This is a genomic window from Sphingobacterium sp. UBA5789 (assembly GCF_002418355.1).
GTDB lineage: Bacteria > Bacteroidota > Bacteroidia > Sphingobacteriales > Sphingobacteriaceae > Sphingobacterium.
In genome coordinates, this window is sequence record NZ_DIDX01000004.1 from 570,345 (window position 1) to 593,234 (window position 22,890).

Below are 22,890 nucleotides of genomic sequence, written 5' to 3' on the forward strand. Positions count from 1 at the left end.
TGCAAACAGGTTTGTATAGATAAAAACAGGGAAAGCGATTTGAGATCACTTTCCCTGTTTTAGTACTCGGAGCCGGTTCATCACTTAGGTCGGGATAAATATCTCAACCTATTTTTCGTACCAATGTCTCTTGAGATGTCAAGAATATCTTTGTTTTATTTGATCTTATCGAATATTTACTATTTTTTCTATTTTACCTCGAACCGCCTTTAAAAACCCTTAAAATCAGCTAACTGAACACTTTAAACCGAAAAAAGTGGGCATTTTTTGAATATCTCGATTTGGAATTTTATTCGTTCCAAAGTGGGTAATCAACATAACCATTTCTCCCGCCCCCGAACATTGTTGCCCTGTCGGGCATATTCAGTGTGGCATTTTTTTCAAACCGTACAGGCAAGTCAGGGTTTGCGATGTACAAGGTGCCAAATGAAATTAGCGCTGCAATACCTTTTTCAAGTTCGGCTTCGGCAGTAGCCTTGTCGTACCCGCCATTGGCAATAACCATCTGGCCAATCTTCCCGCCAAAGAATTCGATCTCGTTTTCAGGAGCATAATGTTCAGGCATAGGAAAATGGGAGCTGCGCCTCATAATTTCCACATAAGCAAAGTCCAGTTTGTTCAGTTCTTCGATTAGATAGGTATAGGTCCCTGCAGGATCATCCAGCACCATATCTCCATAAGGATGGAAAGGAGAGATTTTAATCCCCACCTTTTCACTTCCTACCGCACTGATCAATTCCTGCATCACCTCCACTACAAAGCGGACCTTGTTAGGGATGCTGCCGCCGTAAGCATCCGTCCTTTGGTTGGCACTTTCAGCCAGGAACTGGTTGGGCAAATAGCCATTCGCAGCGTGAAGCTGAACCCCGTCGAACCCTGCAGCCATGGCATTTTTTGCTGCCTGTCCAAAGTCCTTTATCGTCTCCTGGATTTCCGGGATGGTCATTTCCTGAGGTATCTCATAATCCTTCATCCCCTGAGAAGTATAATGCCGCATTCCGCGAACCGGCAAGGATGACGGCGCAAAAGGGAGCTTACCGTTCCTTTCAACAGAATGCCCCATACGGCCGGTATGCCAGAGCTGGGCTATGATCACACCGCCTTTATCATGTACCGCTGCTGTAACCTTTTTCCATGCTTCTATTTGTGGGGTCGTGAAAATACCAGGAGTGAGCGGACTGCCTGTAGCTTCCTCACTGATCCTGATGGACTCCGTAAACAACAAACCTGCGCTTGCCCTTTGGGCATAGTAATCCACTGTCATGTCACCCACCAGTCCATTGAGGTCTGAACGGCCTCTGGTCATCGCTGCCATGGCCATTCTGTTTTTCAGGCTGATATCACCTAACTGTATTTTTTCTAAAAGTTTCATATTGGCATTTTTCGTCCCATTTTGGAAATCCTTTATCAAAAAGGATCAACAGACATGACCGTAAATAAAAATCATACTTCTTTTCGTCGAGCCATAGCCTGAGCGATGATGCTTGCTGCAATCAATTGTAAGGCATGGTAAAGCATAAGTGGCAACAATACGATTCCGGTGATGGTACTGTGCTGAAAGAGTACTTTTGACATGACGGTACCGTGCACCAATGATTTTTTAGATCCACAAAATAAAACTGTAATACGATCTTCAGTTGAAAAACCAAACAAGCGGCTGAGTAAGCCGACACAAAAGAATACGGCAAAGAACAAAACCATCATCCCTGCTGCGAGTCCTATAAGTTCAAGGGCGGTGAAGCCCTCAAAAAGATGTTCGGAGAACGACTTGCAAAACGACGTATAAATAATAGTAAGGATAATCGCCTGATCGAAATATTTGAGCTGTTTCTTATATTTCTCGGCAATGGCACCAAAACGGGCGTTTAGGCTGATACCGATGATGACAGGCAACAGGACTTGAAGGACCAATTTGATGACGATATCACTCACATCAAAACTGCCTGTGGCTGAAGCGATGAACAGTCCAACCCATAGCGGCGTAACCACTACTCCGATCAGACTCGAAATACTGGCATTGAAAATAGCTGCCGGAATGTTGCCCTTGGCGATGGAAACCATGACTACGGAAGAAGAAACGGTGGACGGTAAAGCGGCCAGAAAAAATATACCCAACCAAAGTAGCTCGAAATCAGTGCCTATGAACAAGGGGCGGAATGCCAAAACGATAAGCGGAAAAAACAAAAAGGTGGTCAACTGGACGACAATGTGCATTTTCCAGTTGGCAAGTCCAGTTTTTAGCTTCTCTAAGCTCAGTCGCACTCCATAAAACAAGAAAATAAACGACACACCTACATTGGCAATCTGCTCCAGCGAGACAGGTTCCTTGATCATGCCCGGCTGGGGCAGAAAATAGGCCAGCAAGATCATGATGCCTATCATTAACAAAAAACCGTCGAGACCTGCTCTACTTAATACTTCTAATAACTTCTTCAATGTACTTTTAATATATTCTTAACCTTCAAATTCTTTACGGATGATTTCTGCTCCTGCGCTTAAAGCACTTAACTTACCACTCGCCACATTTCGGGATAAAGGTGCCATGCCACAGTTTGTTGAAGGGTAAAGATTTTCGATATCAACGAACTCGAGGGTTCTGCGCAAGGTAGCCGCTACCTCTTCCGGTGTTTCGATAGTGTTGGTTGCCACATCGATTGCACCGACCATTACTTTTTTGCCACGGACAAGTTCGATCAGATCAAACGGTACCTTCGAGTTATGGCACTCTAACGACACGATGTCAATATTGGATTTTTGGATTTTCGGGAAAATTTCTTCGTATTGGCGCCACTCTGAACCCAAAGTCTTCTTCCAATCATTATTTGCCTTTATTCCATAGCCGTAGCAGATATGTACCGCAGTTTCGCAGTTCAAACCTTCGCTGGCTCTTTCCAATGCTGCCATTCCCCAATCGTTAACCTCATCAAAGAACACATTAAATGCGGGTTCATCAAACTGAATAATGTCTACTCCTGCATCCTGCAGTTCCCTTGCTTCCTCATTGAGCAGTTTCGCAAATTCCCAGGCCAATTTTTCCCGGCTTTTGTAATGATCGTCAAACAGGGTATCCACCATGGTCATCGGTCCCGGCAAGGCCCACTTTATAGGCTTATTGGTCAGTTTACGTAAAAATTTGGCATCTTCTACAAAAACTGCCTTTTGGCGTGCAACCTCAGCCACCACTACAGGAACACTTGCATCGTAACGGTCGCGGATCTTTACGATTTTACGGTTTTCAAAATCTACACCGCTTAAATGCTCGATAAAAGTGGTTACGAAATGCTGACGTGTTTGCTCACCATCGCTGATGATATCTATTCCAGCTAAATGCTGTTCCTGCAAAGCAATACGCAAGGCATCCTGCTTACCTTCCAGTAATTGATCGCCGTCTAATTTCCAGGGTGACCATAGTTTTTCGGGTGGCGCAAGCCAGGCAGGCTTGGGTAAACTTCCAACAATTGAGGTTGGTAATAATTTCTTGATCATAAAATAATTTTAGGTGCTGTATAAATTAAAGAGGAAAATTGGCAGACCATTCTTCGAGCATATCCTGGTAAGGTTTGATGAAATGCTCTTCAGCATATTTACCCTGTTCAATAGCAAGTCGGCTGCGCTCTACGCGGTCATATTCCACGCGAGTAAGTGAATAATCTTCGTGTTTAAGACTAGGTTGATAAATTTGCCCAGCCACTGAATTTGCATTGTAAATTTCAGGGCGATAAATCTTCTGGAATGTTTCCATCGTGCTGATGGAGCTGATTAGTCCAAGATCGGTATAATCAGTAAGTAGATCTCCGGAATGATAAAAAGCCATGGGTGCCACACTGTTCTGAGGCATGAAAAAACGAACTTTTAAGCCCATTTTAGCAAAATATTCGTCGGTGAGTGAATACTGATCCTGCAGATACTCAAAACCCAGAACGGGATGCTGATAGTCCGTGCGGGTATAAGTTTTGTTGCTTGATACACTTAGACAAATGATTGGCGACATTTTAAAGTGCTCTTTATAAGTGTCTGAACTCACAAAGCACTTATAAAGTTTTCCGTGCAAATCACCAAAATTTTCAGGGACAGTAAAACTAGATTTATTTTTATTGTACTCGATCAATAAAACACTGAAATCGTAATCACGCACATACGAAGAAAAGTTATTTCCAGCAATACCTTCGATATACTCGTTAGTCTTACGGTCAAAAATATTCGTCTTTAAAACTTCAATCATCGGCAGATCGTTACTCCCATTCTTATCATCAATACTCAACGTTACTGTGAGAATTTCAAGTTCTACGAGGTAACGATCAGCTTTAGGATTATCCAAATGAGCCAATGCATTGAATCGATTGTTAATCATATTTAAGGCATTGCGTAAGTTTTGCTGACGATTATCTCCTCTAGCCAAGTTTGCAAAATTGGTTGTTAAACGCGTTTGACTTGCGGGGTGATAGTTTTCATCTAAACGAGTGCTCTTTAGCGTGAACACAAAATCATTCTTGATGGCGTGCTGGATATTTTCCATGTTGTTAACTTTTTAAATGGTTAATGATCATTAAAAAGTTCCTTGATAGTTCAGAATGCTTACACAAAAAGAGGAGAGAAGGGCGTACGGCAGTCTAAGGTACACCTAACAGGTAAAGGCACCTTGGAATATACGTTGATCTGTCCGACAACCTCTTTCGCGAAAGTATCGACCAATTCAGAAAAGGCAGGTATCCTGACTTGCAACCGTATTTACCGGCCTTCCCGCTTGCGCAGTGACCTTTTGTTGGCAAAACATTGATTTACTTACAGTTGCGGGATAGCTCGTGATTTACACACGATTCCATATTAATTCACCGCTAAGTAAAACCTTTCCTGATCGTTGAAATATGTAAAGAACCAGAGTATTTAACTCGAGACAAAGTTACAAAAACAGTTATTAAAGCTGAAATACCTTTATAACTTCAGTAAAAATTACTTTAATTAGCATTTTTGTAAAACTTTTATGCTGTTTATTATTATCTTTATACCTTCTAAAAGTAAATTATGCTATGGCGCAATTGGATGAGATCGATCTAAAGCTGTTAAAAATACTGGCAAATGACTCCAGTTGTACAATCAAGGAACTGGCTGCACAGGTTAGCCTGTCGCCTTCACCGGTCGTACAGCGTGTAAAACGTCTGGAAACTAATGGTTATATCAAAAAGTATATCGCGCTATTGGATCCTGAAAAGTTCAATCAGGGATTTATAGTATTATGCAATATCAAACTTAAGCAACATGACCGTAAGATCGGCCATAGCTTTGTAGAAGATATTTTAAAGATCGATGAGGTGGTTGAGTGCTATAACATATCAGGCGATTACGATTTCTTTCTAAAAGTATTTGCCAAAGACATGAAACATTATCAGGACTTTGTATTCAATAAACTTGGCTCGGTAGAGAGCATCGGAAGTACGCACAGTACCTTTGTGATGGCCGAGATCAAGAATACCAATAATATCAGTATATAACGGGGACAGGGCTGCCGTCATCATCGAAGCCAAGAGCCTCCAACTTTACGAAATCATTGATATAGGCGAATACCAAGAGATCAAAGAAGACTGTGAAGCCAAAATCAGCAACTTCAAAACGCGCCAATTACAGCAAGGCCGAACCACAGAGGAAAGAAAAAAAGGAGCCGAATTAATCTATATGAAGAACAAGGATTTACAAAATAAAAAAACCGGAAATAAAAGTTTAAAAAAACTCTATTTCCGGTTTTGTACCCAGAGCCGGGATCGAACCGGCACGGTTTCCCACTAGTGTTTGAGACTAGCGCGTCTACCAATTCCGCCATCTGGGCGTTTTCTTTACTGGTCTCCGTTGTTTGGAGTGATGCAAAGGTAGATATTCTCCTGATATTTGCAAAATAAAAATAACGAATAATGCTAAATACACTGATTATGAAGCCAATTAATTTTCGCTTTTTTCTTCCCAGTTTTGCTGATGTCTTCTCCCCCATGCTTCTAATTGTTTTATGATAGGAAGCAACTCCATCCCGATCGCTGTAAGTTCATATTCTACCCTGGGAGGTACTTCAGCATAAACAGTTCTTTTGACCAGTCCGTTTTCTTCCATTTTACGTAATTGCAACGTCAGCATGCGCTCTGTAATCGCAGGCATTCGTTTCCGCAGTTGGCCGAAACGCATTTTCCCGTTTTCGAGATAACAGCATATAGCAATAGTCCATTGTCCTCCGATAAGATTAGCGGCATATATTTCCGGACATTCTTCGATCAAAGCCCTTTTATTCTCGTAGTTGGTCGATGTTTCTTTTATTTTGGTCATACTTACATTTTTGTTAGTACCATACAAATAGATGCTAATATACCATTTTGTAGGTATACTATGTAAGTTTGTGTCTTAATAAAATATATCGCTATGACTAAAACACTGATTATTGTTATTCATCCGGATTTGAGCAATTCAACAATTAACAAACGATGGATGGAAGAATTAAGCAAATATCCGGAAAACTATACTGTACATGACCTTTATGGTACTTATCCGGATGAGCAAATCGATATCGCACGTGAACAAGCTTTACTTTCCGGATACGATCGTATTATTTTTCAATTTTGCTTCTACTGGTTCAATTGTCCTCCCCTTTTCAAAAAATGGCTGGATGTTGTACTGACACATGGCTGGGCATATGGCCGGAATAGTGGTTACCAATTGGCTGGTAAAAAGATTGCACTTGCAATTACAGCAGGTATAGAAGAGCAGGATTTCAGTGCCGAAGGAAGGTATAAATATAGCTTACAAGAACTGACAACGCCATTTGAAATTACTTTTCAATATATACATGCAGACTACCGGCCTCTTTTTGCTTTTTATGGTGCGCAACATCATGGTGCGACAGAACGCTTAGAGCAAAGTGCACTTGATTATATCGAATTTATTAATCAATTGGTTTAGAAAGAGACCGCCTTAATAAATTCAATGACTTCACCATTTGGACTATACACCAGACCATTGTTTACTGTAACGGTTTTCTCTGCATTTTTAAGGTCGATTTGCCAGACTTCTTTACTCAATGGTTTGGCACCATATGATATTGCTTGCTGCATAGCTGCAGCCACATCTTTCACCATAAAGCAGATATGTAAGAGTGCATTCTCAACATATTCTTCTTCAGGATTTCTTTTACGGCCCTGCGTCGGTATGTCAGCATGTTTATCACAAATTTCAAGATAATAATCCATGCCACTATGATAAAGCATAATACACATTTCCAGTTTAAACTCAGGAAGAGACCAGTGATGTACTTCTTCAAATCCAAACTGCTTATAAAATGTGACTGTCTCTGTGATGTCCTGTGCTTTGATACAGACATGATGAAAGCGAATGATATTTTCCTTTAATTCCATATTTAACTTTTTGATGAATCAAAGTTAAAAGCTAATTTGTGTCTATAAAAGAACTTACAAAATTGTTAGTAATGCGTAAAGAATCATCCGCAAATCTGGAAAATGAAACAATTTTAAGAGACTACTGTCAGGCTATGAAAACCTTGCAGCTCTTTAACGGGAGATGGAAAATATCGATTCTGTTTGCAACACGGGCTTCAGTAAAGACTTATACCGAACTCCGGTCTCTGTTGCCTAATGTCAGCGACCGTATGCTTGCCAAACAGCTGAATGAACTGATTAAGGATGACTTACTGCAAAAGGAGAAAACCAAAACGACTTCTTCTTACAGCCATACTTTACGTGGTCAGAATATCTGTAAGTTACTGGAACAGTTACGGACATTTGAAGAATAAAATCTTAATACTGATCTGTGAAAATCAGTCTTATTAAAACACAAATAAGCCTCCGTTGATAATTCGGAGGCTTATTTTATAGGATTCAGAATCCTCTATTTAATGCTAAATCTTCTTTTAATATTATAATTTCTCAATAATCTTATCTGCAAATTCACTGGTTTTGACCAATGTCGCATCTGTCATCAGATTATAGAAATCGACTGTTACTATTTTTTCACGGATAGTCTGAGAAAGTGCCTGAATAATGGCATCTGCAGCTTCCTGCCAGCCCATATACTCCAGCATCATAACCCCGCTTAGAATAACAGAAGATGGGTTCATTGTATTGGTATTTGCAAATCTTGGGGCAGTTCCATGAGTAGCTTCAAAGACAGCATGACCTGTAGCATAATTTATATTCGCCCCTGGTGCGATACCAATTCCACCAACTATAGCTGCCAGTGCATCAGAGATGTAATCACCATTCAGATTAAGGGTAGCTACGACAGCGTAATCTCTTGGATTGAGCAGGATCTGTTGTAAAAAATTATCTGCAATAACATCTTTTATAATGATTTTACCTGCTGTTTCAGCCGCTTTCTGTTCCTCATTGGCTGCCTGTTCGCCTTTTTCAGCTTTTGTACGTTCCCATTGTCCCCAGGTATACGTCTGATCTGAAAACTCTTTTTCGGCTACTTCGTATCCCCAGTTTTTGAATGCCCCTTCGGTATATTTCATGATATTACCTTTGTGTACCAGAGCAACAGATTTACGGTTTTGTTCAATAGCAAAATGAATAGCAGCACGGATCAGGCGTTTGGAACCTTCTTCAGAAACCAGCTTTATACCTACACCGGTTGTGTCAGAAAAATTATAGTCTACCTTAAGTTCCGTTTTTAAATAATCCTGTATTTGATGGGCTTCCGGTGTTCCGGCAGCAAATTCGATTCCTGCATATATATCCTCTGTATTTTCACGGAAGATAACCATATCTACATATTCCGGATGTTTGACCGGAGAAGGAACACCTTCATACCATTTCGTCGGTCTCTGACACACATACAGATCCAGATCTTTGCGAAGAGCGACATTCAGAGAGCGTATTCCTCCGCCTACAGGTGTGGTAAGCGGTCCTTTGATACCCACAAGATATTCCTTCAGGATATTTAATGTTTCCTGAGGCAGCCATTCTCCTGTCTGTTCAAATGCTTTTTCTCCGGCAAGTACTTCTTTCCACTCGATTTGTCTCTGACCTGAATATGCTTTTGCAATGGCGCTGTCAAATACACGAACTGCAGCTTTCCATATATCCGGACCTATACCATCTCCGATAATAAATGGAATAACAGGTTTGTCCGGAACTTGTAACTGGCCTTTCGGGTCTTTAGTGATTTTACTACTCATGTGCTTTCGTTTATATTTTGTCTTTACTGAACATATTACCGATCTCCCTGCTTAATTTACGGAAGATTGGAGCAGCTTTTACATCCTCATAGGCATCGATATGCTCATTCGGTAATCTGCTTGGGAATATAAGTATCAAATTTCGTTCCTTATAGTACCGGCCAATACGTTTTGCCAGTCCATCGAGTGAATCCCTGTAGGATACTTCACCTGAACGGGAAGAAACAAATGCCAGTAATGCATTCTCTTCGGCATAGGCAGACAGTCCATATATATTATCCCATTCCTCATAGTTTTCATAAGAGACGGGGACACTTATCGCCTCTTCTTCCAGATATTTTTCTATTTCCAGCTGCGTACGTGAATTACAAACAAACTTCATAGGTACAGAGAGTTCCTGTGCAAGTTTTAGCATTTTTTCCATCCAGTATCCAAATCCGAGTTCTGATTCAGCAAGTGAGGGTACAAAGCAAATAATAGATTTGTGTGAAATAAAAGGTTTGTCAAATCTGCACATAAAAAGATTTGCATCCGTACGGTTGAGAATACTTTCGGTCTTCTCTCCTACTATTTTTTCTACAAAACTGGTTTCCTGCGGCCATCCCAGAATCAGACAATTCGCCATGATTTCCTGTGCGGTATGACTTATGCCTGAAGCGATATTGATATCTACCGGAGCCATGATCTCTACTTCAGTCTCTGAACCGGAGGCGTATTTAACGGTATTATCCAGATTTTTACGTGCTGTCGCCATGTTCTTCTCGGCCTGAAAATCATCTTTCACTACTGATACCACGCTGATCGGATGAGGTGATTTTTTACTTTTGATCAATGTTGCAAAATCCAGAATAGGTTCCATATTATTCAGATTCGCTATCGGGATCATCAGTTGTTCATCTTTCTCGTTAACTTCAGAATAATGATGTTCGTCCTGATCTCCGGCCATAATCATCTTCTTAGATGCATTCTCTGTTACGATAGTAGAAATAATACAGGTGACAAGAATCAGTAAAATGGTTCCATTCAGTACATTATCATCGATCAGTCCGTTGCGGTGTCCTACCATTATGACGGCAAGTGTAGCTGCAGCATGCGCGCTGCTGAGACCAAAAATTACATTCCGTTGCTGTTTACTGTATTTAAACACCAACTGCGTAATCCAGGCGGCCAGATATTTGCCGGCTACAGCAACTATAGTCAATGTAAAGGCTACAATAAGCGCTGTAGGCCCATGCATTAATACACTTACATCGACAATCATTCCTACGCTGATCAGGAAAAAAGGAATGAAGATAGCATTACCAATAAATTCAATTCGATTCATCAATGCTGATGAATGCGGAATCAGTTTATTAAGAGCGAGACCGGCCACAAACGCGCCGATAATCGGTTCTAATCCGGCCATTTCAGCCATAAAAGCGGCAAAAAACACAACCGCTAATACGAAAATATAATTGGCTGTTTTCTCGCTTTCAACCTTTTCAAAAAACCATTTGGCAATACGTGGAATAATGCCAAACATAATAAACAGAAAGACAGCAAATGACACACCTAATGTAACCCAGAATTCCTGGTTGATAGTGCCTTGCGTGGCTCCTGATATAACAGCCAGAATAATCAATACAGCGGTATCTGTCAGAATGGTACCTCCTATGGTGATCGCTACTGCTTCATTCTTGGAAATACCATAGCTATTGACAATAGGATAAGATACCAGCGTATGAGTGGCAAACATACTGGCGATCAGCAAACTGGAAAGAATGCCATACCCCAGAATATAGTGGCAGACAGGAAAGCCTATCGCAATCGGAATTATAAAAGTGAAAAATCCAAACCAGATACTTTTGTGTTTGGTTTTCTTAAACTCGTTCATATCCAGCTCCAGACCTGCTATAAACATGATATAAAGCAGTCCGATGGTAGAAAAAAGATCTACTGCAGAGTTTTTCTCCAGCCAGTTCAATCCGTGAGGGCCGATGACGACTCCGGATATAATCAGGCCAATGATTCCGGGAATCCGTATGGGACGCAATAAAATCGGTGACAGCAGAATAATAAAAAGAACAAGGGCAAATATAAGGACGGGACTTTTGAGGGGAGCCTCAAAGGCGTGTTGTAAGTGTTCCAGAGTTTTGTTCATAAAAGTTTCTTGCGTGATTAATTTAATACAGGATTAAACATGAATTGTTTCAAAAATATAAAAAACAACGGGAAAACGGAGGAAAACTTAGTCTTATGACACTAGTTTTATTTAAATTGGATTGCTTTGATCGGACTGATCTTGCTGATCAGCATGGAGGGTACAAAAAGCGATATCATGGCTATTATTATCAATGCCAGATTGAGTCCGGCTATATCATACCAGAAGATTTTGACAGGCACATAAGAGATATAATAGGTGCTTTCATCCAGTTTGAAAAACCGGGTCTGCTGCTGGAAATAAAATAAGCCTAAAGCAAGTGCATTTCCGATAAGAAGTCCCAACCCTATAATATACAGTGCATTGTACATAAAGACACGTTTAATGCCGCGATTGTTAAATCCTAAAGCCTTCAGTATACCAATCATGGATGTTCGTTCCAGAATACTGATCAGCAGAGAAGAGATCATATTGATAACAGCCACGATTACCATAAGCACAAATATGATATTTGCATTCATATCCAGCATGTTGAGCCATTCAAAAATATCCGGCATTTGCTCGACAATATTTCTGGCATTCAGATCAATGGGCAGGTGATCATTTACCTGCTCTGTAGTCGGCACCAGTTTTTCAAAATCACGAACCCGTATTTCATATCCTCCGGCTTCCTGATCATCCAGATTATTGAGTCTTCTGATGAGTGATAAAGACCCCACAACATAGACTTTATCCAGTTCCTGTGAACCGGTATTGAAGATTCCCTTTACGACAAACTTCCGCTTACGTACAGGTTCCTGTACAAAATACATAATAAAATCATCTCCCAGTTTGAGACGCATTCGTTTGGCAAAATAAGAAGATATCAGAATCTGGGTATTTGCGCCGTTTTCCGCATTAAAATCTATTGTGTCTCCTTCCACAATAGTTTTAGAAAGATACCGCTGATCATATGTCGAATCGACACCTTTCAAAAGTACACCTTCAACTTCGCCGTTTACATTCATAATTCCTGCCTTAGTCGCGAAAGGATAAATAGACTGTACATTAGGTGAAGTCCGTATGGCATCCATTCGTGCCTTACTCAGGGACATTGGCGTATTTTCGTAGGAACTGTTTAAGTCTTGTTTGGTAACCAGTATATCTCCGAAAAAGCCACGTTGCTTCTCGGTGATTTCATCTTTAAATCCTCTCAGTACAGCGACAGATAAGATCATAGCCGCTATGGCGAGTACAATAGCACTGACTGTCACGCGCACAATCAGCTTAGAGAAAGTACGCTTTCCTAAAAAAGTAATTCGCTGAGCAAGGAAGTAAGGAAAATTCAAGCCTGATTAATATAATTTGTACCTTCGCAAAGGTAATCATTTTTGTCATTCGGCATAGAAAGAGAATTTTTTAACATTAATCAGTATTTAGAGATGCGTATTATTTTTATGGGAACTCCTGATTTTGCAGTAGCTTCATTAAAAGCTTTACTGGACTCGGGTGAAAATGTTGTAGCGGTAGTGACCGTCCCCGATAAACCCGCTGGCCGAGGTCAGAAGCTTCATGAGTCCGCTGTCAAAAAATTTGCAGTAGAACATCAGATACCGGTATTACAGCCGGTCCGTTTAAAGGATCCCGAATTTCTGAAGCAGTTAAAAGAATTCAAAGCTGAACTGCAGGTCGTGGTAGCTTTCCGTATGCTGCCGGAACTGGTGTGGGATATGCCTGCAAAAGGAACAATTAATGTTCACGGTTCTCTCCTTCCTCAATACCGGGGTGCGGCACCTATCAATCATGCTATCATTAATGGAGAAGATAAAACGGGTGTAACCACTTTCTTACTTCAGCACGAAATAGACACCGGAAATATTCTTTTCAAAGGGGAAGTTACTATTACAGAAAGTGATAATGCCGGTACAATTCATGACAAACTGATGCATAAAGGAGCAGAAGTCTTATTACAAACGATTCAGGCTATGAAATCCGGTTCTCTTACCCCTATTCCACAGGATACACTGATCGAAGGCTCAACACTTAAACATGCACCAAAGATATTTAAAGAAGATTGTCTGATTAATTGGGACAACAGTACCACTACGGTGTTCAACCTTATAAGAGGTCTGAGTCCTTATCCTGCTGCTTTCACCTATCTGGATGGGAAAGTTCTCAAGATATACGAAGTAGAAAAAGAAATCACAATGCCTGACATTCAGGCAGGTCAGTATGTGACAGATGGAAAAACTTATCTTAAATACGCTACTCAGGACGGATATATCCATCTGAAAGCCCTGCAGATTGAGGGTAAGAAACGTATGTTGACCGATGAGTTTTTACGTGGCTACCGCTTTGCCTCCAGCTGATGCAGGCTGATCTGTATATTCAAGAATATCTCCGGGCTGACAATCGAGCGCTTTGCATATCGCTGAAAGTGTATGAAGACGGATAGCCCGGCATTTTCCATTCTTAATTATAGAGAGGTTGGAAAGGGTTATACCGACCATATTACTCAGCTCGCTGAGTGATACTTTTCGTTGGGACATTATGTCATCCAGATGTATAATAATAGGCATATGTAATGATGTATTATAGGGGATGATTAACAATTTTGGTTCAATTTACTTTTTTAAAACAACTTTTATAAAAAATTGTTTGGTAATTGACAGGAATTTAAAAATTGTATTTTGTCAGTTAGGGAGATTAGTTGTTGCTTTTTAACAAATATTTAAGTAATTATTAATTGTTTGTTTATCAGCTTTTTATATAAAAATATAAATTATATCGAATACTCAAACTGTGAAGTATAGATTATTTGTATAATACTGGAACAGTTTTTGATGTTATAAAATGATCTCGCACTATGTCATAACTAACTAATAATGAGTAGATAATTTACATTTAACTCATGTTTTTAAGCATTTTTTTTGTATTTTTGCAAACATTTCAGCCAGAAAGGTATTATAATATTCAATGAGACAGCTCAAAATTACACAATCGATTACCAACCGTGAATCACAGTCACTAGACAAATACCTTCACGAGATTGGTAAAGTAGACTTAATCACCGCAGAAGAAGAAGTGATCCTTGCTCAACGTATACGTGAGGGCGATCAGGTCGCTTTGGAAAAATTAACGAAAACAAATTTACGTTTCGTAGTTTCCGTTGCAAAACAGTATCAGAATCAAGGTTTGACCTTAGGAGATTTAATCAATGAAGGTAACCTCGGACTTATTAAAGCAGCTAAACGTTTTGACGAAACCAAGGGATTTAAATTTATTTCGTATGCTGTATGGTGGATTCGTCAGTCGATCTTACAAGCTATCGCCGAGCAATCCCGTATCGTTCGTTTACCTTTAAACCAGGTTGGTTCTTTAAGCAAGATCAGCAAGGCTTTCTCCAAACTGGAGCAGGAATACGAGCGCGAACCATCTCCTGAAGAATTAGCTGATATCCTCGAAACAACAGTAGACAAGGTATCTGACACGTTGAGCAATTCCGGAAGACATGTATCCATGGACGCACCTTTTGTGCAAGGGGAAGAAAACACCCTGTTAGACGTACTGGAAAATCATGATCCGGACACAGACAGCTCACTGATCGATGAGTCCCTGTCAGAGGAAATTAAGCGTTCTTTGGCAACATTGACAGAAAGAGAACGTGAAATTATAGTTCTTTTCTTCGGATTAGGTTCCAATCATCAATTATCTCTGGAAGAGATCGGCGAAAAATTTAATCTAACTCGGGAGCGTGTTCGTCAAATCAAGGACAAAGCGTTACAGCGCTTACGTCACACTTCACGAAGCAAAATTTTGAAATCATATTTAGGTTAATAATCTAATATAGTATTATCAAAAAAAGCTCAACCGTTATCGGTTGAGCTTTTTGCTTTTCGGTACTACCCTTTATTTGGCAGTAACCTGATCCGGCATCAGAATAAACCTGAATAAACGATCTTCTTTCAGATATTTATTTGCTACAGCCTTTACAGATTCAACCGTCACCTTATTGAGGTCGTCCATGTATTTCAGGATATGCGTAGCGTCTTCCTGATTCTGAGCTGAATTGACAATATGTCCCAGCCAGAAACCATTTTCGCGCAACTGCACCTCTAACTGACGTTTTTGTTCAATCACAAATTTTTCCAGATCAACTTTCGTAGGTCCGTTTTTCTTAATCTTGTTGATCTCATCCAGTGTAGAAGCAATCAGGGGTTGTGCTTTATCTACTGCAGATCCAAAGCCGATACTGAAGCTGTATCTTGGTTTTGGAAATTTACGGTAATTGGCTCCTGCTCCTACTCCGTATACGCCGCTTTCCTCTTCACGAAGGCGCTCGATCAGCGTGATATTAAGAATACTTTCCAGTGCATCCAGATTTATATTTTCCTGCTCTGAGTAAGTATAATCGCCGTAATATGCTAATTGTACAGTAGCTTTTTGCTCTTTACCTTTATTCACAACAGTTTCGACACCTTTTGCCGGCTCCTGAATACCCAGATCTTTTGCTTTCTCCTGACGGTTTTTAGCCGGTAATGCAGCGATGTACTCTTCCAGAAGTGGCTTGATCTCTTCCTCCGTAAATGAACCTACAATAGTAAAGGTAAAATCGGAAGCGTCCGCAAAGCGGTCTTTGTAGATTTCCAGTGCTCTGTTCTTATTAATCTGCTGTATAGATTCTTTTGAAGCTGGTTGTCGACGAACATTATTTCCGTATAATGTGCTGAATACACTTTTTCTAAAGACAAAACTTGGATCATTTTCCATATTTGCAATAGAGGAAAGAGATTTGGTAATGTTGCTCTGGAAAACATCATCATCTAATCTTGGCTCTGTGAAGTAGCCGTACAATAACTCAAACATTGTTTTCAAACCTTCTTTGTCAGACTGTCCGCTGAATCCTTCAGATCGTTCACTGATATAAGGTGTGATACCTACGCGTTTGCCGGTAAGGTATTTTTGTAATTCTACATTATTCAATTGTCCGACACCACTGGCATCAACTAATCCTGCAGCATTAGAAGCGGAGTTGTAATCGGCATCTGTATATAAGGACGTTCCTCCCGGACTGAAAGCGGAAATCAGAATTTCATCATTTTTGAATGTCGTAGGTTTAAGTAACACTTTTACGCCATTGCTCAACACCAGCTCTTTTACGCCTATGGCATTGGCAGAGCCTTCCTTCACGATACTTCCTTTTACAGGTTGTTTCGCCAACAAAGGTAACTTGGAAACTTTGTCTTCGTAAGCTGTGATTTCTTCTTTGTCAACTTCTGCAAACCAGGTGTTGATCTTTGCTTCGTCAGGCAGGTTTGCTTTTTGATTATCAGGCGCAAGGATCAGTACATCCCGGTTGTTGTCTACGTAATACTTTTGACTGATCTGTTCAACCTCTTTCAGGGTCAGAGAAGGCAAAAGCTGATTAGTGAGCTGATAACGATATTCATTGCTTAAGGCAGGGTCTTTTTCCAGAAAATAATTCATATATCCCTGCACATAACTTTCTGATTTCTTCTTGTCACGCTCGGTATATGCTGTTTCGTTATTCTTACGGATAGAAGAAATAACACGGTCAAATTCAGTTTGTGTAAACCCGAATTTCTGAATTCGATCCATCTCCCGAACCAATGTTTTGAATCCGCTTTCAAATTCTCCCGGCTTAGCTACAAAGTATAAGCCCAGATTGTCTAGTCCTCCGAGGAATTCTTCAACACCACCCCCGGCCTGAATAAATGGCGGATTAGATTGTTGCAGTATTTCACTCATACGTGCATTGATCATTCCATTATAGACTGATTTAAGCAATGCTCTGCGGTAGTCTCCAACTGTTTCCGTTTTTTCTTCCGGATGTTTAATAATAATCTGACCAACTGTATGCGACATTTCAGGATCGGTTACAGCCATAAACTGGTTTTTATTAGCCAGATCTACTTTATATTTTACATGAGGTCTTGGTTTTGCAGGAGATTTCAGATCAGAAAATAATCTGATTACCTCTGCTTCCATTTGCTTAACATCGATGTCCCCTACAATAATGATTGACTGCAGGTCTGGTCTATACCAGTCTTTATGGAATTGGCGCAACACATCCGGATTGAAGGTAGAAATACTTTTTTCCGTTCCGATAGGAAGACGGTTGGCATAATGTGAATTGTTGAGCAAAAGCGGAAGATACTGATCGCGCATACGTTGTTGTGCTCCTTTTCCGCCACGCATTTCTTCCAGTACGATACCGCGCTCTTTGTCTATCTCTTCTGTGGTCAATAATGCATCCTGCGCCCAGTCTCTCATGACCTGTAATCCGTTTTTCAACAATTCAGGATCATCAGAAGGAATAGGAAGTTGATATATCGTTTCATCAAAGCTGGTGTATGCATTAAGGTCACTTCCAAAACGAACTCCTGCTTTCTGCAGATAATCGACTAATGCATTCTTTGGGAAATGCTTTAATCCGTTAAAATTCATATGTTCCAGAAAATGAGCCAATCCCAATTGTTCTTCTGACTCCAGCACAGAGCCTACTTTGTTTGCCAGATACATGACTACTCTTTTCTCTGGTTCCGTATTTTTGCGAATAAAATACTGAAATCCGTTTTTCAACTTACCTGTAAGGACTTCATTATCCAAAGGCAGTTTTGTATTCCAGGATATACTGTCGCTTGCTAAGATCTGACGTGCTTCCTGATGAATGTTGGTAGGGGAATGCGTATTGGCGTGCGCCAATGAAAAAGTCGCCGGCAATAGAAATGCCAGGGCCATAGGTTTTAATAATCTCATAATACTAGTAGTGTAACTAAATTAAGTTATGTAAAGTTCGCCGTGAAGTTAATATATTTTCTTTATCAATCTAATATTATTAAGAGATTTTATTTACTATTGTACAAAATATGGAATGGGAAATCAACAAGAAAGATTTTAAACGTTATTTACAACTGGAGAGAGGTCTTGCTCCCCACTCTATTGAAGCATATCTGAATGATATCTCCAAGCTGGAAGTATACTGCACCGATCAACAGCTTACTGTAAACCAATTGTCTGTTCATCATTTACAGGAGTTTCTCGTCTGGCTGAATACATTTAATATTTCTCCTTATACCCAATCCCGTCTTATTTCAGGATTGAAAGCTTTTTTCGGATATCTTCAACTTGAAGGACTTATAACCAAAAATCCTGCAGAGCTGATTCAGTCTCCCCGATTGAACCGGAAGATTCCTGTGGTGCTTAATATAGAAGAAATTGACCAATTGATTGCTGCGCTGGATCTGAGTACTGGAGACGGTATGCGTAACAAGGCGATCCTTGAAATATTATACGGTTGCGGACTTCGGGTTTCTGAATTAGTAAACCTGCGGATATCTAACCTCTTTCTAGAGGTAGATTTTATTAAGGTAGAAGGAAAAGGAAATAAAGAGCGATTAATTCCTATCGGGCAGCACGCTATAAAGTACCTTAATATTTATTTGAATGAAATACGGGTACATCAGCCTGTAAAATCCGGATTTGAAGATTATGTATTCCTCAATAAACGCGGAACCTCACTTTCCAGAGTTATGATATTTTTAATTATCAAAGATCTGGCAGCAAAAGCAGGTCTTCAGAAAGAAATCAGTCCCCATACATTCAGGCACAGTTTTGCTTCTCATCTGGTAGAAGGTGGTGCTGACCTTCGGGCAGTACAGGACATGCTGGGGCATGAAAGTATCACTACGACAGAAATCTATACGCATATAGACCGGGATTATCTGCATGCTGTCATCACGCAATATCATCCCAGATCGTAAAATAAAATAAAAACAAATGCAACATTGTTTAATTAAACTTGCAACCTAGTTGTATTTGATGTATTTTTGCATACTGAAAAACATAATTATATTGAATAGTCGCAAGTATATAACCCAATATTGCACGCTTTTAGCAGCGTTGTTGCTTGCATTTTTCTATTCTGTACAATATACCCACACACATCATCATCCTGTACATGCATCGGGTAATAATTCTTCCCCGGCTAAGGACTCGGCCACAGAATGTGCTATCTGTCATATTATACATACAGATCGTACAGTCTTACCGCTGTCTCCCGAGTTGACGTTATCTGCTCCTGAGCAGATTGTCAACAGACTGCTTCAGGATGAGTTAGCATTTAAGATACCTAAAGGCTTTGATGCCCTTAAATCCAACAAGGATCCTCCTTGTTAGAGACCCCCTTTTAACATACTTTTTGCGGATAAATCTGTCTGTGAATTCTTTAACAGGATTTTCTTTTAAGGAGTGCTTTTAGATAGTATTTGTCGCCACATTCAAGAATATCATCACACAGCTAGCCTGACAGGTTGCAGTCTGTAGCGTAGATGTATCCGACAGATTCATTTTGTTACGCTGTGACCTGCACGAGGCAAATGTGTATGCCCATTGTCATTGATTCAATTTTAAATGATTAAAAGAGTAATCGCTATATTACTATTGTGCACAGCTTATTCGCTGTCCTTTGCCCAGTCCTCCTGTCCGTATGTATGGACAGGGCAGATTCAATCTGCAACAACCAAACTTCCTGTTGCCAATGCAACGGTCATGCTTCAGCCTTCCGGCAAATCTGTAATGACGGATGCCAAAGGTTATTATCGCTTGTCTGCTGTCTGTGCTGGTACGTATACTCTGCATATCAGTTCTGTAGGATATGATGCCCTGCAATCTGATCAGATTGTCTTATCTAAAGATAAATCTCAGAATTTTACACTCCGTCCTTCTAATATTCATCTGGATGATGTAGAAGTGGTTGGAGTTTCTAATACAGCGCTTTCAGGAAGCAAACACCGTCTTTCGGCTCAGGATCTTTCCGAAACAAAAGGAAAGCTTTTAGGTGATGCATTGAGCAGGATTGCCGGTGTGACTACGCTTAGTACAGGGAGTTCAATCGTGAAGCCGGTCATCAACGGGCTGCACAGCAACAGGATACTTGTGCTGAACAACGGAATAAGACAGGAAGGGCAGCAATGGGGATCAGAGCATGCTCCGGAGATCGATCCGTTTACAGCTGATAAGATCGAAGTGATTAAAGGAGCGCAGGCTGTACGTTATGGTGCGGATGCTTTGGGTGGTGTAGTTGTAACTACTCCTGCCGAACTTCGTTACGATAAAGTGATCGGCGGCCGACTGGATCTAGTAGGCGAAAGCAACGGACGTGGAGGTACCACTTCGGCAATGCTGGAAGGAAATACAAAAGTACTTCCTGATCTGGCCTGGCGTTTACAGGCATCAGGAAAGAAACTGGGGAACATCCGCACAGGATCGTACTATCTCGGCAATACTGGTGTGGAAGAACTTAATTTTTCCGGTCAGTTGCAATATCGCCTGAAGTCCGGACATATTGAGACCTATTTCAGTCGGTTCGGAACCAATCTGGGAATATTTCGCGGAGCCCATGTCGGAACACGTGAAGATATTTATACCATTATCGAAAACGGAAGACCACTTGATCAGTATGATTTTTCTTATACTATAGAAGCTCCGCGTCAACAGGTAACTCATGATCTGGCAAAAGTGAAATGGCAGCAACAATTGTCTGCTTCGGGTACAATGGAGGTACAGTATGGTTATCAGCGCAATCACCGCAGGGAATACGATCTGCGTCGTGTGGAAGCTGATGATTTGCCTATGGCTGATATGTCCCTCACTACTCAGTCACTGGATGTACTGTACCGCACACCTGCTGTTCAGTTTGGTCTTAACGGAGTTATACAGATCAACAACAATAAGCCGGGAACAGGTACTACACCGATTATTCCAAATTATGACAATCATAGCTTTGGTGTATTCGGACTTACACAGTTTCATCACAATTCCTACCATTTTGAAGTTGGACTGCGTTATGATTACCGCTACTTTGATGCGGCAGGTTACCGTTATGACTACCGGAATCCGAATGATGACGGGACTATCAATCAAAAGTTGTATTCCGGTACACGGACATTTCACAACGTTTCGGGAACAGCAGGACTGTTATACCATATTACGCCTGCCCTCAACTGGAAGAGTAATATAGGCCTGGCATGGAGAGCGCCTTCAGCAAATGAATTGTACAGCGATGGCCTGCATCATGGAAGCGGTATTTATGAAGTCGGTAATCCGGACATGAAAAGTGAAAAAGGAGTAAAATGGGTCAATAGCCTGCTTTATAATCCGGGTAAAATAGATGTCAATATGGATATCTATGCGCAATATATCTACGATTACATTTATGCTGTACCTAACCCGGACTCTGTGAGACAAACTATACGTGGCACTTTCCCGGTGTATAGTTATCAGCAGCATAATGCCTTTTTCTACGGGCTGGACATCAAAGGGTCTTATCATATCTCTGATTACTGGCAATATGATCTGGCATTTTCTGCCGTGAGAGCTAAAAATACTTCTTTGAAAACTTACCTTCCGTTTATTCCCTCGGACAGAGTCACACAGAGTATACAATGGAATCTGGCATCCGCAAAATGGGCGCAAAAACCGTATGTTAAATTAAGCCACCGGTATGTGGCCCGGCAGGATCGTTTTGAAGCAGACATGGATTATGTAGCTCCTCCCCCTGCCTATCACCTGGTGGATCTGTACACAGGCGCAAGTTGGGCTATTGGAAAACAACAGCTGCACCTCACGCTTTCTGCAGAAAACCTGATGAATAAGTTGTACAAGGATTATATGGATACCTTCCGGTACTATGCCCACAGAGCAGGCCGGAATATCTCTTTCCGTGTAGCTTATCAATTTTAATACACTTGTCTGAATCATTCCGTACAAGTGCTGACTTTTTATTAAATAAACATTTAACAACATGAAAAAACTTAATCATTATCTACTCGTATTACTTTTCTCTGCATCTTTTGTAGCTCTTCAATCTTGTTCTAAGGATGATCCGGTTCCTGAGGATGATCAGGAAGAAGTGGGTGGCGTGACGTTAACCTTTACGGAAGTAGAGCGCGAAGCACACGGGGATCACTATCATTACAATGATATTACGGGAGCTGAAACAGAGACTGTCTCTTTCAGTGGTAATCCACTATTGCCACCTGTAGGAGCGCATCTGGATCTGGAAGAAGGTAAAACATACCGGTTGAGTATGGTCGCTAAAGATTTTGCAGGTCGCGAAACACAGCAAACTTTTGTGGACAGAGATGATATCCATCAGGTTTTCTTACTGGGAGCACCGGCAGGAACATTAGAATACGTATATGCGGATCGTAAAGCAGATAATACCAAAGTGAATGTTGGTGTTACCGGATATCTTACGGTGTTGAAAACATCTGATTCTTTTACATTCCGCTATGTATTACGTCATCTTAACCCTGGTGCAAAGGCTGGTATTACAGCAGCTGACTGGAATAATGTGAATTTCACTAAATTCTCCGGTGAGAATGATCTGGACCTGAAAGTTAATTTACATCTTATACATGCAGGTGACCACGGTCACTAGAATCATATACATTCAGGCAAATGCCTGATCTGTAAGGATTAGGTAATCACATAACAGGATTATCACTCAGGAGGTTCATCAAGCTGTTTTTCACAGCTGATGAACCTCTCTTAAAATGTTAAAAAAAATATAGATATT

20 protein-coding genes, 1 tRNA gene and 1 riboswitch are annotated in these 22,890 nt (G+C 40.6%); of the genes, 9 read left to right on the forward strand and 12 right to left on the reverse strand.

The features are described from left to right. Nucleotides 1–289 precede the first annotated feature (289 nt). From B4B65_RS11740 to B4B65_RS11755, 4 genes are all read right to left on the reverse strand, one after another. Nucleotides 290–1,372: an alkene reductase gene (locus B4B65_RS11740; protein ID WP_293915786.1), complete on the reverse strand. Its 1,083-nt coding sequence runs from the start codon at nucleotides 1,370–1,372 to the stop codon at nucleotides 290–292. A 71-nt stretch (nucleotides 1,373–1,443) separates the two neighbouring features. After that, nucleotides 1,444–2,436, reverse strand: a complete 993-nt coding sequence (locus B4B65_RS11745) for a bile acid:sodium symporter family protein (RefSeq protein WP_201679227.1) — start codon at nucleotides 2,434–2,436, stop codon at nucleotides 1,444–1,446. 18 nt (nucleotides 2,437–2,454) lie between these two features. Continuing rightward, nucleotides 2,455–3,486: a methionine synthase gene (locus B4B65_RS11750; RefSeq protein WP_293915787.1), complete on the reverse strand. Its 1,032-nt coding sequence runs from the start codon at nucleotides 3,484–3,486 to the stop codon at nucleotides 2,455–2,457. A gap of 25 nt (nucleotides 3,487–3,511) precedes the next feature. Continuing rightward, nucleotides 3,512–4,516: a DUF1852 domain-containing protein gene (locus B4B65_RS11755; protein ID WP_293915788.1), complete on the reverse strand. Its 1,005-nt coding sequence runs from the start codon at nucleotides 4,514–4,516 to the stop codon at nucleotides 3,512–3,514. Nucleotides 4,517–4,684: 168 nt separating this feature from the next. Further along, a riboswitch (cobalamin riboswitch) is annotated at nucleotides 4,685–4,865 on the reverse strand. 162 nt (nucleotides 4,866–5,027) lie between these two features. Between B4B65_RS11755 and B4B65_RS11760 the strand changes: the two genes are divergently transcribed. Then, nucleotides 5,028–5,489 carry an Lrp/AsnC family transcriptional regulator gene (locus B4B65_RS11760; protein WP_293915789.1) on the forward strand — a complete coding sequence of 154 codons (462 nt, stop codon included), beginning with the start codon at nucleotides 5,028–5,030 and terminating at the stop codon, nucleotides 5,487–5,489. Between the two features lie 252 nt (nucleotides 5,490–5,741). Here B4B65_RS11760 and B4B65_RS11765 read toward each other — a convergent pair. Together B4B65_RS11765 and B4B65_RS11770 are read right to left on the reverse strand one after the other, a co-directional pair. Then, a tRNA-Leu gene (locus B4B65_RS11765) sits at nucleotides 5,742–5,821 on the reverse strand. A 110-nt stretch (nucleotides 5,822–5,931) separates the two neighbouring features. Beyond that, on the reverse strand, nucleotides 5,932–6,306 hold the full coding sequence (locus tag B4B65_RS11770) for a winged helix-turn-helix transcriptional regulator (protein ID WP_293915790.1): 375 nt from the start codon (nucleotides 6,304–6,306) through the stop codon (nucleotides 5,932–5,934). Nucleotides 6,307–6,399: 93 nt separating this feature from the next. Between B4B65_RS11770 and B4B65_RS11775 the strand changes: the two genes are divergently transcribed. Next, nucleotides 6,400–6,936, forward strand: coding sequence for an NAD(P)H-dependent oxidoreductase (locus B4B65_RS11775; RefSeq protein WP_201679232.1), 537 nt, complete (start codon nucleotides 6,400–6,402; stop codon nucleotides 6,934–6,936). On the opposite strand, the gene B4B65_RS11780 is transcribed toward B4B65_RS11775, so the two are convergent. Continuing rightward, nucleotides 6,933–7,388, reverse strand: coding sequence for a VOC family protein (locus tag B4B65_RS11780; protein WP_293915791.1), 456 nt, complete (start codon nucleotides 7,386–7,388; stop codon nucleotides 6,933–6,935). The genes B4B65_RS11775 and B4B65_RS11780 overlap by 4 nt on opposite strands. Before the next feature lie 71 nt (nucleotides 7,389–7,459). Here B4B65_RS11780 and B4B65_RS11785 point away from each other — a divergent pair, with 71 nt between their 5' ends. Then, a complete protein-coding gene (locus B4B65_RS11785; protein ID WP_293915792.1) occupies nucleotides 7,460–7,783 on the forward strand; it encodes a winged helix-turn-helix transcriptional regulator in 324 nt (107 codons plus the stop codon). Nucleotides 7,784–7,906: 123 nt separating this feature from the next. Here the strand turns inward: B4B65_RS11785 and icd are convergent, their stop codons facing one another. The 3 genes from icd to B4B65_RS11800 all read right to left on the reverse strand — a co-directional run bounded on the left by icd (nucleotide 7,907) and on the right by B4B65_RS11800 (nucleotide 12,637). After that, nucleotides 7,907–9,169 (reverse strand): NADP-dependent isocitrate dehydrogenase, encoded by a 1,263-nt coding sequence (gene icd / locus B4B65_RS11790; RefSeq protein ID WP_293915793.1) that lies wholly within the window; start codon nucleotides 9,167–9,169, stop codon nucleotides 7,907–7,909. A gap of 10 nt (nucleotides 9,170–9,179) precedes the next feature. Then, nucleotides 9,180–11,309, reverse strand: a complete 2,130-nt coding sequence (locus tag B4B65_RS11795; RefSeq protein WP_293915794.1) for a cation:proton antiporter — start codon at nucleotides 11,307–11,309, stop codon at nucleotides 9,180–9,182. Nucleotides 11,310–11,416: 107 nt separating this feature from the next. Further along, nucleotides 11,417–12,637, reverse strand: a complete 1,221-nt coding sequence (locus tag B4B65_RS11800) for an ABC transporter permease (RefSeq protein ID WP_201679237.1) — start codon at nucleotides 12,635–12,637, stop codon at nucleotides 11,417–11,419. 93 nt (nucleotides 12,638–12,730) lie between these two features. On the opposite strand from B4B65_RS11800, the gene fmt reads away from it, so the two are divergent. Further along, nucleotides 12,731–13,657: a methionyl-tRNA formyltransferase gene (fmt, locus tag B4B65_RS11805; protein ID WP_293915795.1), complete on the forward strand. Its 927-nt coding sequence runs from the start codon at nucleotides 12,731–12,733 to the stop codon at nucleotides 13,655–13,657. On the opposite strand, the gene B4B65_RS11810 is transcribed toward fmt, so the two are convergent. Beyond that, nucleotides 13,628–13,867: a helix-turn-helix domain-containing protein gene (locus B4B65_RS11810; protein ID WP_293915796.1), complete on the reverse strand. Its 240-nt coding sequence runs from the start codon at nucleotides 13,865–13,867 to the stop codon at nucleotides 13,628–13,630. The genes fmt and B4B65_RS11810 overlap by 30 nt on opposite strands. Nucleotides 13,868–14,264: 397 nt before the next feature. On the opposite strand from B4B65_RS11810, the gene B4B65_RS11815 reads away from it, so the two are divergent. Next, entirely contained in the window at nucleotides 14,265–15,125 is an 861-nt protein-coding gene (locus B4B65_RS11815) for a sigma-70 family RNA polymerase sigma factor (RefSeq protein WP_002995274.1), read from the forward strand. 72 nt (nucleotides 15,126–15,197) lie between these two features. Here B4B65_RS11815 and B4B65_RS11820 read toward each other — a convergent pair whose 3' ends face one another. Beyond that, on the reverse strand, nucleotides 15,198–18,068 hold the full coding sequence (locus B4B65_RS11820) for a M16 family metallopeptidase (RefSeq protein WP_293915797.1): 2,871 nt from the start codon (nucleotides 18,066–18,068) through the stop codon (nucleotides 15,198–15,200). 110 nt (nucleotides 18,069–18,178) lie between these two features. Here B4B65_RS11820 and xerD point away from each other — a divergent pair, with 110 nt between their 5' ends. The 4 genes from xerD to B4B65_RS11840 all read left to right on the forward strand — a co-directional run bounded on the left by xerD (nucleotide 18,179) and on the right by B4B65_RS11840 (nucleotide 22,752). Then, nucleotides 18,179–19,072 (forward strand): site-specific tyrosine recombinase XerD, encoded by an 894-nt coding sequence (gene xerD / locus B4B65_RS11825; RefSeq protein WP_293915798.1) that lies wholly within the window; start codon nucleotides 18,179–18,181, stop codon nucleotides 19,070–19,072. Nucleotides 19,073–19,163: 91 nt separating this feature from the next. Continuing rightward, the gene (locus tag B4B65_RS11830) at nucleotides 19,164–19,487 is read left to right on the forward strand and encodes a hypothetical protein (RefSeq protein ID WP_293915799.1); all 324 of its coding nucleotides are present in this window, start codon (nucleotides 19,164–19,166) and stop codon (nucleotides 19,485–19,487) included. 234 nt (nucleotides 19,488–19,721) lie between these two features. Then, on the forward strand, nucleotides 19,722–22,052 hold the full coding sequence (locus tag B4B65_RS11835) for a TonB-dependent receptor (RefSeq protein ID WP_293915800.1): 2,331 nt from the start codon (nucleotides 19,722–19,724) through the stop codon (nucleotides 22,050–22,052). Between the two features lie 61 nt (nucleotides 22,053–22,113). Further along, entirely contained in the window at nucleotides 22,114–22,752 is a 639-nt protein-coding gene (locus B4B65_RS11840) for a hypothetical protein (protein WP_201679243.1), read from the forward strand. Nucleotides 22,753–22,890 lie beyond the last annotated feature (138 nt).